General features: G+C 50.8%; 12 protein-coding genes. 1 reads left to right on the top strand and 11 read right to left on the bottom strand.

Annotated features, from left to right (window positions below; all coding sequences use genetic code 11):
• Positions 1–311: 311 nt before the first annotated feature.
• Complete coding sequence (locus H6B51_RS01595; RefSeq protein ID WP_204881996.1) at positions 312–578, top strand: hypothetical protein; 267 nt, start codon at positions 312–314, stop codon at positions 576–578.
• Between the two features lie 384 nt (positions 579–962).
• Here the strand turns inward: H6B51_RS01595 and H6B51_RS01590 are convergent, their stop codons facing one another.
• The 11 genes from H6B51_RS01590 to pglZ all read right to left on the bottom strand — a co-directional run bounded on the left by H6B51_RS01590 (position 963) and on the right by pglZ (position 16730).
• On the bottom strand, positions 963–1712 hold the full coding sequence (locus tag H6B51_RS01590) for a metallophosphoesterase family protein (RefSeq protein WP_204881995.1): 750 nt from the start codon (positions 1710–1712) through the stop codon (positions 963–965).
• A 24-nt stretch (positions 1713–1736) separates the two neighbouring features.
• Positions 1737–3374 carry a recombinase family protein gene (locus H6B51_RS01585; RefSeq protein ID WP_207753813.1) on the bottom strand — a complete coding sequence of 546 codons (1638 nt, stop codon included), beginning with the start codon at positions 3372–3374 and terminating at the stop codon, positions 1737–1739.
• Positions 3375–3397: 23 nt separating this feature from the next.
• Positions 3398–4174, bottom strand: a complete 777-nt coding sequence (locus H6B51_RS01580) for a recombinase family protein (protein WP_195279772.1) — start codon at positions 4172–4174, stop codon at positions 3398–3400.
• Positions 4175–4177: 3 nt separating this feature from the next.
• Positions 4178–5725 carry a recombinase family protein gene (locus H6B51_RS01575; protein ID WP_204881994.1) on the bottom strand — a complete coding sequence of 516 codons (1548 nt, stop codon included), beginning with the start codon at positions 5723–5725 and terminating at the stop codon, positions 4178–4180.
• A 69-nt stretch (positions 5726–5794) separates the two neighbouring features.
• Positions 5795–5941 (bottom strand): SHOCT domain-containing protein, encoded by a 147-nt coding sequence (locus H6B51_RS01570; protein WP_006574319.1) that lies wholly within the window; start codon positions 5939–5941, stop codon positions 5795–5797.
• On the bottom strand, positions 5941–7869 hold the full coding sequence (locus H6B51_RS01565) for an ATP-dependent DNA helicase (RefSeq protein ID WP_204881993.1): 1929 nt from the start codon (positions 7867–7869) through the stop codon (positions 5941–5943). Before H6B51_RS01565 ends, H6B51_RS01570 begins: the two co-directional genes overlap by 1 nt.
• 385 nt (positions 7870–8254) lie before the next feature.
• Entirely contained in the window at positions 8255–8572 is a 318-nt protein-coding gene (locus H6B51_RS01560; protein WP_418055050.1) for a DeoR family transcriptional regulator, read from the bottom strand.
• A gap of 344 nt (positions 8573–8916) precedes the next feature.
• Positions 8917–10686: a hypothetical protein gene (locus tag H6B51_RS01555; protein WP_204881992.1), complete on the bottom strand. Its 1770-nt coding sequence runs from the start codon at positions 10684–10686 to the stop codon at positions 8917–8919.
• A gap of 235 nt (positions 10687–10921) precedes the next feature.
• The gene (locus tag H6B51_RS01550; protein WP_204881991.1) at positions 10922–11986 is read right to left on the bottom strand and encodes a hypothetical protein; all 1065 of its coding nucleotides are present in this window, start codon (positions 11984–11986) and stop codon (positions 10922–10924) included.
• Between the two features lie 74 nt (positions 11987–12060).
• Positions 12061–14130: a protease Lon-related BREX system protein BrxL gene (gene brxL / locus H6B51_RS01545; protein ID WP_204881990.1), complete on the bottom strand. Its 2070-nt coding sequence runs from the start codon at positions 14128–14130 to the stop codon at positions 12061–12063.
• Positions 14131–14141: 11 nt separating this feature from the next.
• On the bottom strand, positions 14142–16730 hold the full coding sequence (gene pglZ / locus H6B51_RS01540) for a BREX-1 system phosphatase PglZ type A (protein ID WP_204881989.1): 2589 nt from the start codon (positions 16728–16730) through the stop codon (positions 14142–14144).
• Positions 16731–16732: the final 2 nt, after the last annotated feature.

Below are 16732 nucleotides of genomic sequence, written 5' to 3'. Positions count from 1 at the left end.
AAAACGCCGTAAATATTTGGAGACCTCTGATTGCAAATAAACGAACCCGGTAGGATTGCAAGTCCTACCGGGTTTTGACTGTATACGGGTGGTTATTGAGCGCTTACGGTTTTCCGAGACTGGAGCGTATCACATCTCCGACTGTGTCCAGGATCGTAAACCAAGCGGATCGGCAGAACTTAAAAGTGAGAAAAACCAGAAAACTAAATGGCTTTAATTTAATCAACTGCACCGAAGTTCTGATTTATTGCCGCACATACCCCAGATATGAAAGTGGGGCAGACAATGTGCGAATAACAGGATGCGATGTAGTGACTGCAGAGATCTTTGTATCTGAGCCAAATTCCAACATCCAGGCATCGTGCATCCAACTTCTTGAAATGCTTGATAGCAGATATCCGGAAAGCTACACAATCCGCATTATAGACGATGATTGCCGAGTTTTTGAATCGCCAGAGATCCAGCTATATATCTGGGGCAAGAGAAAGGGGCGCTTTGAGGTGTATAGGCTCCCAACTGATGGAGAATATACAAAAAGACTTGTAAACAGAGATGTTCCATTTACACCAAAAAGATAAAAAAGTGGTGCATCTGCACCACTTTTGATCAAATTGTATTTCAAATACCAATTTCGGCACTTATTTTTTGGTGCAACTCTATCTGCAAAAGTCTCGTCAATACTGGAAAAATTGATGCATAACATAGAAGAAAACCCCCGATAAACAGGGGTTTTCTTCATGCCGCCTTGTTCTCCAAGGTGACGTCTTGATATGTCTTTTGTTGCCGAAAAAGATACAGCCTGGAAAGCCTTGCGGCTCAATGGATTTATGGTTTTGCGCAACTTGTGTTTTTGTTTTTCTGCGCTTTTTTCAAGCCATTTCCGAACCCCTATATGACATACTGACAAAGCCGTGTGCAAACAGAGGCGAAAAAAGGGCCGTGCGTCAGCACAGCCCTTTGTCTTACTTCAGTCTTATGATCTGCTCATATAGCATGGCATATCTTTTCTCGATCACCATATTGCTGTGATAGTGGCCGAAGAACCAGTACTGGAAGGTACATTTCTGACGCACTTCGTCGAAGAACTCGGTCAGTGCGTCTTTTTTGAACATTCCTCCGCTGAACACATCCTGTATGCTGGAGGGGCAGCAGTGGCTGATGATGTAATCCACATTCCAGTGGACACGCGCCAGATTTGCTCTGGCTTCCAGATATTCCGCTTCGCTGGGCAGTTCCTCGGCCCACCAGGAACGACGGTTCACACGAAACAGCGCACCGCGCTGTTCGAGTTGCTGGAACTTTTCCTCGAAGTCAGGATCGTCCGGTTCCAGGATGCCGTCCTGGATATCATGGGAGGAAGCGCCGCCCATGGTAAAAAACTTCCTGCCATTGAGCTCATATACCTGACCTCGCATGAGGTGCAGAACGGAGGGACGTATCCTCTGGATCTGTCCACCATGCCATTCTTCTTTGGGGTAGTCTTTGTAAGCGTCATAGTTTTCGTGGTTCCCAAGCACAAATGCAGTAGTGTATGGCCGGTCCTCCAGCCAGTCCAGTCCTGCATCATCCCGTGGGTCACCGTGCCAGATTCCACCAAAATCTCCACAGACCAGAACCAAATCTTCCTTGGTCATGTGTTCCTGCTCGTAGAAGATGTCCGGGCGGAAGCGGCGGAAATCTCCGTGTGTATCCCCTGTAATAAATATTTCCATAAGTAGTTGCTCCTTATTTCCATTTTAGCACATGGTCTGCTCGATCTCTACATCACTGTATCGGAATTTGAGTCGAATTGTTTCCGCGTCGACTACGGTGATCCGCTCAACCAGCTGCCGAACAATCCCGTCATCATACTGTTGGAAGCCACTGAGGTGTTCCTCCAGATAAGTTGCGTACTCTGCCATACGTGAGTCCTCGTTGATTCTGTTGGCTGCCTCTTTCTTCGCCGCAACGATCCGTGTCTGCAGGTTCTGCTTTTCTTCCAGCAGGGTCTTGAGTTGCTCTGCTATCGTCAGATCCTCCATGTTGGCTAACGCCTGATCCAACAGGGCGTTCTGTTGTGCGGTCAGGGCTTCCAGTTCATGCTCCAATTCCAACAGGTTGTTACCGTCCCCTTCCGGGGTACATACCATTCGGAGCGTCTCTGCCAGTTCATCCTGCAGGCCATCGCTTGCTTCGACTACCCGGTTAAGCACCGTGAGAATTGCGGTATGCAGCTTGTCCTCCGCCATGGAAGGCGAGTTATGGCAGTATTTTTTCCCGAATTCCAACCGGGAGACGCACCGCCAGACGATCCGTTTGACGCCGTTCCTGGCCCAGGTACACCGCTTATAGGGGGAACCACACTCCCCACAGACAAGCCGCTCACTGAGCGCATACTTGGCGGAATACTTGCCCTGTTCTGTTTTTCCGCTTTTCTGCAGAATCTTTCGCTTGCTGGTCCGCCGTGCCATCTCCTCCTGTACCCGCTGGTAGATGTCCCGCGGGATGATAGCAGGGTGGTTGTCCTTGATGTAATACTGCGGCAACTCGCCGGTATTCTTCTTGACCTTCTTGCTGATGCAGTCTGTGGTGAAGGTCTTTTGCAGCAAGGCGTCTCCCGCATACTTTTCATTGGTGAGGATGTTATGCACAATCTGATGGGACCATGCCTTGACACCCTTTGCGGTGGCGATCCCATCTTGGGTAAGTTCTCTCTGGATCTGTCCCTCACTGCAGCCCTCCAGGTACCGGCGGTAGATCCGCCGCACCACCTCGGCCTCCTCCGGTACGATCTCCGGCTTACCGTCCGCTCCTCTTTGGTAGCCCAGCATGGATCTGTAGTGGAAGTTGACTTTTCCTTCTTTCATTGCCATCCGGATACCCAGCTGGATATTGGAGCTGAGTGATTCACTCTCGGCCTGGGCAAATCCGCTGAACAGGGTGATGAGGAACTCGCTGGATTCTGTTAGTGTGTTGATGTTCTCTTTTTCGAAGATGACCCCGATCCCCCTGGCCTTCAGCATCCGCACCGTCTCCAGGCAGTCTACGGTGTTCCGGGCGAAACGGGAGAGAGACTTTGTGAGGATGAGGTCGATCCCGCCCCGCTTGCAGGCGGTGATCATCCGGTTGAATTCTTTTCGCTTCTTCATACTGGTCCCGGTGATCCCCTCGTCCGCGAAGATCCCCGCCAGTTCCCAATCTGGGGACTCCTCAATTTTCTGGGTGTAGTAGGCTTTCTGGGCGGTGTAGCTGTTGATCTGCTCCTCACTGTCGGTGCTGACCCGGCAGTAAGCCGCCACCCGCTGCCTGCCGTGGAGCCTCGTCTTGTTGCTTGCTACATTGGACCGTGATGCCGGAATGCGGTGGATGGTGCGTTCCAGTGATGATTGTTCCATTTTGCTGTCCTTTCTGTTCCTAATCAAAAGTGTACGGTGATTGCGTTATCTGTTCCGATTATGATATGGGAGACCATTCGTTCGAAGCGCTCCCAGTCGATTTGGTCGGGCTGCGTTTGACTTACAGCCGTATCCACACCATCATCACAGCAGGCATACCGGGCAGCTGCCCCTTGCAGGATGTGGGAGAGAGCCTCCTTACCGTCTCCTGGCTGTTCCAACGCCCGGTTAATAGCGTTGGCCAGGCGAACGGCCTCCGCAGAGGGCGCGTATGGCTTACATACGGACTTTTCATGTGCCGCAAGCTGCCGTGCCGTCTGCGCAAGCAATTCCTCCTTCCTGACAACAAATGCGTTTCTGCAGGCAGAACATTTCAGATGGACGTTTCCGGTATGCCCGATTGGCCCTCCGGTTCGGAGCAGGCGAGTCTGACAGCATCCGCTTCGCAGCTTTTGCCATAAGCCATCCGATTCCGTCCGGCGTGGAAACTTCCCACTTGTCTTTTCTGAGATCTTTTCCTGCACTTGCTGGAAGGTATCTTGGTCAATAATGGGTGGGTATCCATTTTCCCCGGCATAGCGAGAGTTTTCCAACATTCGCTTGATTTTGTGCTTGTTCCACAGCGGCGATTCCTGAGAGAACGGGATGTTGTCTGCATTCATCCGGTCTGCCAGTGCCTGATAGGATAACCCGGCCAGATAGGTGGTAAATATATTTTGAACAGTGAGTCTTTCCTCCTCCTGGATGACCAGATCGCCGTGTATGATCTGGTAGCCATACAATATCTTCCGATTTGCCATTGCCTACGCCTCCAGCGTCTCTTGGAATTCAAATCCGCCATATAGTTGAAAACGGATGGTACTCTTGGTATCTACAACGATTCGTTCCACCAGCTTGGTAAACAGGGCTTCGTCAAAGCTGGACAGAGTCTCTGGTCCGTTCCGGATGGTATCAATCGTCAGGCGAATTGCATCGACCTGCTCATCAATATCCTCATTGCAAAGCAGCTTTCGTCTCTCCCGTCGTAGTTCTGCCAGCTTGGCATTGAGTTCCGCCTGCTTTGCGGATAAGGCAGCCTTGTCCAGGAGACCTGCCGTGTGCAGCTTTGTGAGGTGGTAACTCTGCTCGGATGCCGCAGCGATGGCTGCGTTGACCGCCAGCATGGCCGGGTTGCCGCGATGTAGGGCATCTGACAAGGTCTCCATTTGCTTTAGCACAGGTGCCAGCACGATGCCGTCATGGGTGCGGAGCTTACGATACATCCGGAGGAATGCCGCATGGATGCTGTCCTCGCTGATCCGTCCGTTGGGGCAGTCGGCGGCCTTTCTATCATGCTTGCGGCACACCCAGGTAACATATCCAGCTTTTGAAATTCTCCGCATGTATAGCGTCCCACACCGCCCACAGATGATCTTCCGAGCAAGCGGGGTCTGATCATGTGGAATCGACTGTCGCTCTGCCCGCCGTTTCAGCAGTTCCTGAACTTTTTGAAAGTCCTCATAGCTGATGATGGCAGGGTGGGTATGTTCTACATAATATTGGTCCGCTTCGCCATGGTTGTCTTTCCTGCAATATGGAAATGTGTTGGTTGTGTAGGTTTTCTGACAGAGGGCATCCCCAATGTATTTCTCGTTTGTTAAGATCTTTCGAATGGTCTGCTGATGCCATTTTTGTCCACCATGAAGGGGGGCAGGCCCATTCTTACTTAACTCCCGGGCGATCCACTCGGAGCTATATCCTTTTAGATAGGCTGCAAAGATCCACTTTACGATCTCTGCCTGGTCCTCTACGATTGCAAGATTCTTACCATCAACGATTTGGTATCCAAATGGTGCGGAGCAGGTAATAAACTCCCCACGCTCCATGCGGCGCTGATAGCTCATACGTTGGTTTTTGGAGATGGAGATGGATTCCTCCTGGGCCAGAGAAGCGGAAACGCTCACCATCAGTTCTGAGGTGAGCGTTCCAGTGTCGATATTCTCTTTTTCAAATTGGACGGTCACACCTAGCGAGGAAAGTTCCCGCAGGGTGGCGAGGCAGTCGCGGGTATTTCTGGCAAATCGGGAGATGGACTTGACCACGATCTTATCGATCTTGCCCTTCCGGCAGTCTGCCATCAGGCGGTTGAAGTCCTCATGCTTATCCATCCGCGTGCCGGTCAGGCCCTCGTCTGCGTAGATGTCCACCAAATCCCAGCCATCGTGGGCGTTGATCGCCTGCGTATAGGCACGGATCTGGGCGGCGTAGGAGTGGAGCTGGTCCGCAGAGTCAGAACTGACCCGGCAGTAGGCTGCTACCCGCAGGGTGTCTGGTCTCGCTGCCTTGGGTGGGATCACTTGTACTTCAGCCATTTCTCATTCGCCTCCTTCCATCTTTTTCGGCAACGAAACCATACCACACCCCTGCGGGAATAGCCAGCACTATTCCCAAACAGTTCCGGGTCGGTATCGTTCTGCGGACAGCCGTTTGGCTCTGGCCAGTTCTTCTTTGGTCAGCAGGCCGTCTGCAGCCATCCGTTCCCACAGGCCCACCGATAACAGGTAGCGCAGTTCGTTTCGAATCTCCATCACGCAGCCTCCTCAAAATAGCCGTTGTCTTTGACCCGCCGGATAAACCGTGCCACCTCATAGATGCTGCTGGTCATAGGCATTGGGGGTAAAGCAGTGCGGGTGTCCTTGAAATAGCGGCTGCCTCTGGCAGACCGCTCATCCAGAATGGCGATGACGCAGGTGTCGCTCTCCATGCGGATGGCACGTCCAAATCCCTGCTTTAGTTTGATCTGCATCTCCGGCACAGCTACGGTCCGGATAAAAGAGTGGAGGTCTGGGTATGCTTCCCGCTTTTTTTCTTGCAGAGCGTCCGGATACTGGAACGGCAGCCTGGGGATGACCAACAAAGAGACACAGTCTCCGGGAAAGTCAAAGCCCTCCCATGCAGCGCCGGTGGCAAGCAGAACACTCCCGGGAGCCGCCTTGAACTGAGCCATGGTGTGGGAGGCATTGCGCCCCATGGTGAACAGGGAGAACGGGAGGGGCTGGTGTTTCAGACGCTCCTTCACCGCCGACATGGCGGCATAAGAGGTGAAAAGCACCAATGCGTGACCATGGGCAGCGATCAGCAGATCCCGGATCTCACCGGCCAGCTGGTCAAAGTAATCTGCATCCTGGTACCTGGGTGGCATGGCGGGAACATAGAGCAGGCAGTTCTTCCGGTAATCATACGGAGAGGGCGAAACAGACTCCTCTGTTCTGGGATCGCGGGTAAGACCGGCCTCCTCTTTGAAACGAGAAAAATCCTTTCCAATCGCCAGGGTACCGGAGGTGATAAGGATAGGATGGGGTTGCGACCAGAGTGTTGCGTGGAGCTGGGCAGTCAGGTCGGAGATGGAGGCGCACAGCAATGTGCCGCCATCATCATCCGCCGCAGTATAGAATACCAGGTCAGAGCGTTCCTCCAAAAACAGATGGACTGTGGAGGATATCCGATCCAATTCCTTTCGGGTGGTCGGTGTCAGCACTCTGCCAATCTGTTTCTGGATGGTCACCAAGGTCTGGGCCAGTCCGATCATGTGTCGGACATAGTCCGAGAAAGGACGGTCGCCATCAGGGGGCATGGACATGAGGTCCAGGAGCGCCGCTGCCATCTCGGCCAGGGATTCCGACGCCAGCAGATATCGTTCCGCCCGTAGGGTGCTGATCAGCGTGCGGATGTCCTTGGCTGCCAGGGTAATGCCAAACATCTGCCGGGCAGTCTCAGGCAGCTTGTGTGCCTCATCGATGACCCAAGCGCAGGCGTCCGGCAGGATAGGCCGGTGGCCGCTGCCCCGATGGATGGCATCGGCCAGCAGCAGATTATGGTTGCAGATCTGAAACAGATAGCGGTCAGAGTTGCATGCGTCCATATAGCAACGATACCGGCAGCTGTTCAGGCGGCAATCACACACGGTGGGGACACATACCCGGTTTCGGTCATACTGGCTGAGATGGGGAGCTTGGTCGGTGTCCAAATGATCCCGCAAGGAGAGAAGCGCCTGGGCAGCCAGGGGATTTTTCCGAGCCAGATCCACCTGCCGCAGGCGTCGCATCAGGCGTTCATCACAGACATAGTGGCTTTTTCCTTTTCGAATGACTGCCCTGATAGGGGCCTGGATCAGCTTGTCCTCCATAAGAACAGAGGAGAGGAACGGGATGTATTCCTCCCTCACTGCCGTTTGCAAGGCAATGCTGGAGGTGGAAATGAGGATGGGCTGGAAAGGAATGTTCTCCCGGCTCAACGCACGAGAAAAAGAAACACCAGCCACCAGATAGGCGTAGGTCTTGCCGATCCCTGTTCCTGCGTCACTTAAAGCGATCTTGCTGTGGATCATGGCGTCCATCATCTTGTGGCTCAACTCGATCTGGCTGGGCCGGGCCATCATGACATGGCGAGGGAAAAGGATCTTGAAAATATGGTCGATCTCACGATGGGCGACCTGCCTGTTATCATAATTGATCATGAGTAAGATCTCCTTATATTTTGTAAGTGGTTTTATGTTCGATATCGTCGTATTTGCAGCTCGCCCCCCGACGATGGGGAACAGTACGGATCGGTTTCCGGCAATAAACCGCACGGGCTTTTACCTGGAGTCTCTACTGCTTTCAACTCCAGGGCAGCGCCGCCTGTCTTATGCGCAGGCCAAGCGAGGTGTCTCATTGTGTACCCGAACAGCGTCATTGCAAAAGCGCGTGCCATAGCGCCCCCATGCAGGTGGCGTTCTCGCTCGGCCCAGGGCATCTGCCCTGGGTGTCATGGCGCGCGCTGCATGACGCTCGACTGTTCAGGTGGTTCTCCGTACTGCTGGTATAAACTTTTCAAGGTGCCGTGGAGCGGTGGGCGCTCCTTCAGGAAGCGAAACGGGCCAGGATCTGGTTCATTTCGTCTAGGTCCTCGCCGTGAAGTCCAACTGCCAAACGCTTGAGCAGGGCGGTCTGTTTGGGGGATAGTTTGGGCCGGTCCTGAAAGTACCAGTCAGCCATCCTTACCCCGCCGCCATATCGGCCTCGGACTGTTTCAAGGGGGTATGTGAGTGTGAGTTCTTCAATGTCGCGGCGGATCGTCCGTTCACAGACACCGAGTTCTGTCGCCAGGTTCTGAACGGTATCCCTCCGCCGTTGGCACAGCAGGTCGATGAGTTGCTTCTGTCGGTCGTTGCTCCTCACACTCTCACCCCCTTTCACCTCCATGGCCGAATCATACAGGGTAAAGCGGACAGGCCATGTCCGGATTAGAAAAATTTTTTGAAAAATAAGTCCGGCCTTGGCGAACATAAGTAAGCGTAAAAACAGTCGGAGACTTGTCAGGGTACTGCTACCTGGTTTGTGCCGGACTGCTATCTCAATGCCTGCACACTGAGAACGGCCTTTTTAGACGCCCAGAGATTTTACGGTTACTTACAATAGGAAAAAAGAGCCATGAACAGCGAAATTAATTTTCGCTGTTCATGGCTCAATTTTATTTCATAACGAACTACATCACATTGAGTAACTCGTCTTAAAAATATTGCTTATTTTGTTTTAACAAATTTCTCTAGTCCAAGGGCCTGCATTCTTTCGGCATCAGTATCCGAGCAAACTTCATAAAACTGTTGGTAGGTTAATGTATCAGTACTCTTATTAAGAAAGTATATCAGCATAAAATCTTTACAATATTTTTCACTAAAGTATACCTCAAAATCAACCCTCATACTACGGCCTGTAGTACAGTCATCCTTTTCATAAAATTCATTAATCTGCCTTGCAACCTCTGCAGCAACACATTGCTCAATACCACTTCTATCTATAAAAAACTCCCGGAACATATCCAGCACATTGATTCCTTCTGGCCACATATAAAATTTTATTTTATTTTTCAATTTCTCATTGAGGTAATAAATTACTTTTTCTGCAAAACGATCGCCTATGTTCATTGCCAAAGACCTACTCATTATAGAACGTGAAGCAAGATGGTATATAACTGAATTAACGAATTCCAAGTCATCAAGATTTCTATACGAATAAATAATGCTTTTTATTTCATAGATTGTTGTTTCAATTTCCCGTTTCTTTTGAATCAAGTCAAATGCCCCGAAATTAACAGCTGTACGATTTTCTAACTTCTTTATCCATGCTTGCAACACAACAGCATCTGCCATACTAGGTTTTTTCACTGCAGCCATTAAAGAACGGTATTTGTTGTTATATCCATAATAATCGTTTGAAATCTTATCGCCATTCTTCTTGTTGTCAATAAGTTCTTGTATAATTATTACAAGCATATCCAACGGAATACCATCACTAAAATCAGACCCCTTATATTTTTCTATCCACGCTGCTACTGTTTTAACTTTGTCTACAGCATATAAGTAATGCTTGATATCAGCATGATCTATGTCATTACCATAAGATATAAGAGCTATTGCAAACTCTGCAGCGGGATCGTTATTCTTATTTTTTAGTCTTGCTTTGACCAAAGAAAGATAATCCCATTCAGCTTTATATTTTTCAGATTTTTTGAAAAATTTTATATAATCTGAGTCGGGTGGGGGATTTAGACATATTTCATAATTTAGACGAATTCTATCATTTTCATTGCACAAGAGCTTATGACACGCTAGTAAATTAAAGAAAGAAGGGAGAACTTTTTCTGGCTTAGACAGGTGGATAACATCATGATTTTTGAGTCTTTCCAGCACCTTCGTTTTTAGAAAACAATGTATCCGCTCTAATTCCTTTAAAGCGTTTTCCGGATGTTCTAGGGCACTATCATTCATTACATAGTCAAAGATTTTATCTGTAATATATTCCCAATATGAATTTATTTTTTCTAAACGAAGCTCACGTTGATCGGCATCGGCTACGACACTTTTTATCGAAGTATATAACTTGCCAAAGTGTTCTCCATAGACACTAAATGGTGTGTATTTGCTTATCATATTTGAGAGGCGTGGCTTTGCCAAAATGTCCGTAATCTGCACCCTATAGTTATCACATGTAGCCTTAGTTTTAGGATCACCACACTTTTCAATATAAAATAGGAGCTTTAGGACCTTGAACATATTAAAGCGTTCCGCGTTATCAGTGCCAGCTATGGTTCTGATATCAAAATTCAATACGGATTTCAATTTGTCAACCAGTCCTGAACCATCACTGTTAGTAAATTTATCTCTTATCGTATCCTCATCAATAAATTCCCCTGGATGAGAAAACTCAAATTCATTTACCAATTCCATATATAAAGAATGCCATGACACGGGGCAATCCTCGTGGTATGTATTACCAATATCAAATTTTCCCATGTTGCTACCTCCCTAGTTGAACGGCAAGATCACTTTATTAAGATGCCAAGGAAATTAGGATAGCTTATCCCGGACTTGATGGTCGCACCATAACAGAAAACTGGCCGCTGTCTCAAATTATATTGAGAGGACGGCCAGTTCCAGTTTATATACAGAGACTATAGTAAAGCGAGAAATGTAGGGCGTGGAAAAATATCTGATATCCTGTGATTTACTCACAGATCTGGCGTGCTTTTCAGTTAAATCCCTTGAAATAAGGGTTTTGTGCTAAAAGAGACAGAAGATATGCTTTCAGCCTCGCTTCCCCAAACCAGTTGCACGCTTCCAGTAATTCCTCCTGTAGGTCGCCTACATAGGCGCTTTGGAACAACTGCCGAACCAGACGAGCATCCTCTTTCAGTTGAGCCAAAAGCTTGGGCTGGACGGTTTGATTCTGACAGAGTTCGTACAGGTCATTACCCAGCAGTTGATCGGCGGCTTCCGGCTCCTGGAGATGTCGCTCGGCGGTGTCCAGCAGTAATTTCATCATCTGGATGCCTACTTCCGGTTTCCACTCACTTACTTTTCCCAGGAGTTCCATGGTGTCCATCTCCAAAAGTTCCTCCGCACTCCAGAAGCGGACTGCATCAGGAAAGGCGGCAATCAACAGGTCCCGGCAGGCCCACTCATTCTTTGAGAGGTCCCAGTTGCGGACGGCAGCCTCCAGAGCGGCAAGATCCGGATGGAGCAGGGGATAGGTGTTCCAATGGGTATCCAGTGCTTCTTGAAGCGTATCAAATAAAGTAGAGCTGTCCTGGCCGGAGAAAAAACTTTCCACATCGCTCAGGCCATCCACCGTTTGATAGAGCCAGTTTGGCCAGGCTTTGTATGCTTCATACTGGGGTAAATCAGGCAGCAAAGATTCCCAAAAAGAACCAAGCCGCTCCTTTGTAAGCAGAAACTGATCCTCAAAGGCTGGTTTTCCGCTGCGAGCTGCACCCAGCACCTCGCCTGCTGTGCAGAAGGAATAGCGCTGAAAAAACGCCTGCAAAAGTTGGAGGTTATGTTGTGTCTGATTGTTGGCTGGAACCAAAGCGTGGGACATCCCGTAAATGGCCAGCTTGCAGGCCAAGAGCCGTTCTTTTTCTCCGCTGCCGAAGTGCGCTTGTATTCCCTCCAGAATGGAGAGAACGCCGCGCTCCAGGTCCTCCAGTGCCGCGTCGCTGGCCCGGGAAAGCTTGATGCGCTCCGACCGGTTCAGTGATGATATGTCTCCAAAATCACCACACCAGCCGCACTCCCAGCGGTTGCCTCGTACCATAACAGGACTGCCGCAGTGCGGACATCGGATTGTAGACATGAGTACCTCCCATACAACAAATCAAATTTGAGTCGTTATTCTACACCCAGCGCCTTGAATACAGCTTCCTGCGCAGAGGTGTAAAAGATAATGCTGAAGGCCCCCATCAAATCAGGAGGCACAGTTCCAAGATCCGCAGCTGAAGTAATGGGAAGCAGGATTTTCTTGGCCCCGCTGTCCAGGCAAACCTGGAGCACATTGGCCAGCTCATCCACTTTGGTAATAGCACCACTGATGCTGATCTCTCCCAAAACCGCAAGGCTGCTGAGCGTGGGCTTATTGAGAGCAGCGGATGCGATGGCAATTACCGTGGGCAAAGCCAGAGATTTCGTCATCCCAATGCCATTGAGATCCTGATAGTTGATGATGTAGTCCTTCTGCGTTGTGCTGATGGAACGGGAGATCCCACCGCCGTTGGCTTTAAGGTAGTTAAAGGCAGTATTTGTGGCCTCCTTGGCTTCTCTGTCACTGCCCAGACCGGTGCGCTCAAATTTTCCGTTACCGGGCAGCATCTGAGTCTCCAGGCGATACACACCTACCATGCCGGACTTGGCTCGGGAGATGGTATAGACTGTTCCGGGATTTGCCATGCCCTCTGGAATCAGTTTTCCGCCGCCCTGCTCCGGCACCGACACGAAGCGCTCTTCAAAAGTTTCGTTATCGATATAGGAGAAATTCACATCATAGAACTCCATACCGCCGATCTTTTTCAGCTGCTCCTTGACCCTGCGCCGCATCTCCAGAGCATAGGTCAGGATCTCCTCCATATCGTTACGGGAGAATTCACCATCGGGATAGAGCAGTTTTGTGAACCCGGAAACCATTTTGCGGACGGCAATCGTGTCTCTCTGATTGAGATTGCTGCCGAAGCGGAAATATCGGTCGCAGGCGTCGCCCCAAGGCTCTTTCCGCATCTCTCGCATAAACTCTGCCAGATAGTCGGTGATAAAACCATAATCATTCGTAAAGAAATCAGGACGATACTTGGGGATCTCCCAACCAGGCACATAACAGTGCATACGGTCAAGAAACGCCGTGTCGTAGGCCATAGCATCAGGGAACGGCTCAAAAAGATGGGAGGTTTTCAGCAGAACATCCACGCTCTGATTGATGTTGCCTACAAAGGCCATGGATGCGCTGGCGGCCTTCTCCTCTTTTCCGCGGGCAAAGGAACCAGAAGCCATGTAGTCTTTCATGATCTGCACGCCGTCTTTGTCTTTGAAGGTGATACCGGCAACCTCGTCAAAGGCTACACAGTCCCACAGCCCCACCAGTCCTACAGTTTTGGTCCCCATGTTGTAAAACAGATTGGCCACCGTGGTCTGCCCGCCGGAAACCAGAATGCTGTTGGGGGAGATCTCCTTGAACAGATGGGACTTGCCTGTACTCCGAGGCCCCAACTCACAAAGGTTGAAGTTATTTTCTACCAATGGCAGCATCCGGGCCAGCAAGAGCCACTTTTCCCGCTCGGTAAACTTGTCCGCCTCCATGCCGGTGGAGCGGAGCAGAATGGTGATCCACTCGTCCTTGGTAAAATGCTTCCGTCCCTGCTTGATCTCAGCCAGATCAATGTGAGGCATCTGAATGGGAGTGACCTTCCGGATTTGGATGGGAGAGTTATGCTTGTCCTCTTCGCAGAACTCATAGTCCAGCTGCACGATACACCAGATCCCACCACAGAGCAGCCGGTCATACTGTGATACATACTCTGCTGCAATCGGGATGTTCTTGATCCCAAGGTTGGAAAAGTCAGCCTCATAGCGGTCATATTTGATGTTCAACTTCACGGTGAGTCGGTCGATTACGGTGAAGCTGCCCCGTTCCCGCAGCAGAGAGAGCACCTTTTGAGACTCGTCCGGACGCACGAAATTGTCGGACAGGATGCGCTTCACATTCTGAACGCCTTTCTCAATGACCTCATCATCATCCGAACTGCAGTACTGGCCAAGGAGAAACTCCAGTACATAGACGGGGACATTTGCCCCCTCTTTGATGGACTTGGTCAAATCCTTTCGGACGATCCGACCATCAAAGTATTGCCGCAGTTTTTGGTCAATGACCATGTTGGCGTCATCTGTTTCGTTGCCCAATTTCCACTCTTCCATGGTGCTTCTCCTTACAAATCAAAACCGAAATCGTCGGCCATTGCAATATCAATATGGAACTCGATCTCCTCTGGCACATCTGTCCCGTTGGTGATCACCAGCCGATAGAGTTTATTCCGGTCGTAACTGCCCGCCTTGAGGTTAAAGCGCACGCGGAACACTCGCTCAGAGGCGTTGCTGCTGGTACGGTCAGCAATGATGGTCTGGCGGTCGCTGACAATCTTGTCCTCATCATCCGTCATATAAACCGTATAAGTACAGGGTTGTACCTTGTCGCTGACAGGCTGCTTTTGGAAAAAGTCCAGAGAGAAGATAAGATTTGTAATCTTCCGGCTCTCACTGAGCAGTCCTATCTGCGCATTAGTGAGTTCCACAAACTGCTTGCTGCTGGTCCTCAGGTTCTTAAAGGCAATGACCGGAACCACCATTTCCTGCAGGCTGATTCCGCCGTGGACATAGTTTTCTCCGCCGCCTTTGATCTTGATGCGGGTGGAGTCCTGTGGAGCGTATCCCTTGACCGGTGTTCCATCCAATACCCCTGAAAGTTGGATCGGGAGCAGGAAACTGGCGGTTGTATCAGGGGTTGTCAACCCATAGCGCCGTCCCAGTTCAAAAATCTTCCCATCAAAAGCATCCCTGCTGAGTTTGTCGCTTTCGGAAAGGGGGCTGTATGTATAAAGGAACCCGTGATCTGCTGTGATGAAAATATCGGTACCCTGCATATCGTTGACCACGATGCGGAGCAGATTGGAGAGTTCCTGAACCGTGTCCCCGCAGGCTTCAAAAACCTTCTGTTCGGTAACGGACTTGTCGCCTATTGCGTCAATGGTGTTGTGGTAGATATAGACCACATCCTTGCCGCTGACCAGTTCCCGGCGCTCAGCCCGCTTCATATTCAGAATATCGGTGTACTGGACGGCCACACTTTTCGGATTTGCGGCACAAAGGATCTTCTCCCGCTCCGCCGTGGAACGGGTAGGCATACCGTCCGCCAGAACCTCCATGTCCTCAGTCACCCCCAGCCGTTGAGCAGGAAGCAGCGCGGCCATACCGAACTTGGTGATGGAGGGGAAAATCACCTGCATGGATTCCAGTTTTGCCGTACCCTTGGTGGAGCGAACCAGCGTTTCGCTGAGTTCCGCCGCCACCTCATAGCGCAGGGCATCGGAGATGATGACAAAGGCGCGGGTCGTTTTCCCTGCCAATGGGCGGACATAGTGGGTATAGAAATCCCGCTGTCTGCGGATTTCGGACACATAACCCAGAGAGGCAAAATCATCAGACACGGCGTTGGCCCAGCAGGAGGTCAGTCCTCCCAGGAACCAGTTTTTATAGAGTGATTCCACATATTCTGCGGCGTGCTTCAGTTTGTCCTCCAGTACGGCGTTGCTGTCCTTCAGGGAATTCCCAAAGTGGAGGTGGAACTGACGATAATCGCTGTCCATCTGGTACCCCTGCTCGGTATAGAGTTTCCAGATTGCCTTTGGCTCCACAATGTGGAACCCGCCCGCGTGTTCCTGGTAGAAGTTCTGCATCCGGGCCACATGGTAGAGGCACTCGTAGTAGTCAGAAAACATCTCATACCAGCCGGAGGTGCGGCGGTTCTCCACCGTTTTCAGCATCAGGTCAGTTTTCACCACCTGGCCGGAGATCTCGTCATAAAACCGCTTCAGGATGCTCTCATGGATGGCGGGGAAGATATCGCCCGTAAGCAGGGTTTCGATCTCCTGCTTGTCAAAACGGGTGGGCAGCTGCAGTTCCTGCTCCACGCTGCGGCAGAGTTCCATCAGAGCGGAATGGTCCTCCCGGTTCTGCCACTCATGGACCATGCTGTAACAGTAGGCCTTGTTTGATTCCGAGAGGAACCGCTCCAATCCCTTGAACACACCGGCGCTCATGGTCTGGGACAGGGCAGTCAGCAGCACATGAGCCGCAAAAAGGCCCAGGGGATTTTCTTCTTCGTATTGATAGCCTGTGTATTTGCGTGCCAACTGCCAAAAAGCGTCGATGTTGCCGAACTTTTTGATGTTGGAAATGGGTGCGTTGGTTTCCTCATCCAGCCCGTGGGATAGCACGGAGATAAAGACATCCTGGGCCGAGCCGCCGGGGACACCGGCCAGGACGGCCATCACATCGATGTGAAACTGGATGGGTGTCTCGTAACTGCGGCCGATTTTTTGCAGCTTACCCTTGCGCTCCTTGTTGTCCAGGAATTTGGCATAGAGTTTGACCGTCTTGCGCATGGCAGGGCCGGAGGCCACATTCAGTTCGCTCATGAGCATGGAGATGTAATCTGCCCGGTACTCCTCGCTGAACAGCTCAATGTCCCGCAGCCAGTTGTCCCTGGAGTTTTCATAGGAGAAGGGGTTGTAGATGAGGAAATCACTGGTGAGGTCGTCGTGGAGCAGCAGCTTCTTGACCTCAAAGTTGTTGGAGCCGGTGAGTTTGACGATCTCCACACCCGGCAGATCCAGCTCGTCCACCATGCCCTCAAACTCCCGCTCCTCGTCCTGCCAGAAGATGATGCGGCGCTGATAGAATTCCGGCAGAGGGGCAGCAATGCGCTCTTTCAGGGCGTACTGGATAGATTCGATAGACATGG

It is taken from the genome of Pseudoflavonifractor phocaeensis, assembly GCF_016901955.1.
Taxonomy (GTDB): Bacteria; Bacillota; Clostridia; order Oscillospirales; family Oscillospiraceae; genus Flavonifractor; species Flavonifractor phocaeensis_A.
Note: the sequence above shows the minus strand (reverse complement) of the source record. Positions and strands in the feature narration are given on the sequence as shown.

Coding starts and splice junctions, on each gene's coding strand:
- H6B51_RS01590 (WP_204881995.1), bottom strand. CDS start 1,712: ATGGAAATATTTATTACAGGGGATACACACGGAGATTTCCGCCGCTTC.
- H6B51_RS01585 (WP_207753813.1), bottom strand. CDS start 3,374: ATGGAACAATCATCACTGGAACGCACCATCCACCGCATTCCGGCATCA.
- H6B51_RS01580 (WP_195279772.1), bottom strand. CDS start 4,174: ATGGCAAATCGGAAGATATTGTATGGCTACCAGATCATACACGGCGAT.
- H6B51_RS01575 (WP_204881994.1), bottom strand. CDS start 5,725: ATGGCTGAAGTACAAGTGATCCCACCCAAGGCAGCGAGACCAGACACC.
- H6B51_RS01570 (WP_006574319.1), bottom strand. CDS start 5,941: ATGGAGATTCGAAACGAACTGCGCTACCTGTTATCGGTGGGCCTGTGG.
- H6B51_RS01565 (WP_204881993.1), bottom strand. CDS start 7,869: ATGATCAATTATGATAACAGGCAGGTCGCCCATCGTGAGATCGACCAT.
- H6B51_RS01555 (WP_204881992.1), bottom strand. CDS start 10,686: ATGGGAAAATTTGATATTGGTAATACATACCACGAGGATTGCCCCGTG.
- H6B51_RS01550 (WP_204881991.1), bottom strand. CDS start 11,986: ATGGTACGAGGCAACCGCTGGGAGTGCGGCTGGTGTGGTGATTTTGGA.
- brxL (WP_204881990.1), bottom strand. CDS start 14,130: ATGGAAGAGTGGAAATTGGGCAACGAAACAGATGACGCCAACATGGTC.
- pglZ (WP_204881989.1), bottom strand. CDS start 16,730: ATGTCTATCGAATCTATCCAGTACGCCCTGAAAGAGCGCATTGCTGCC.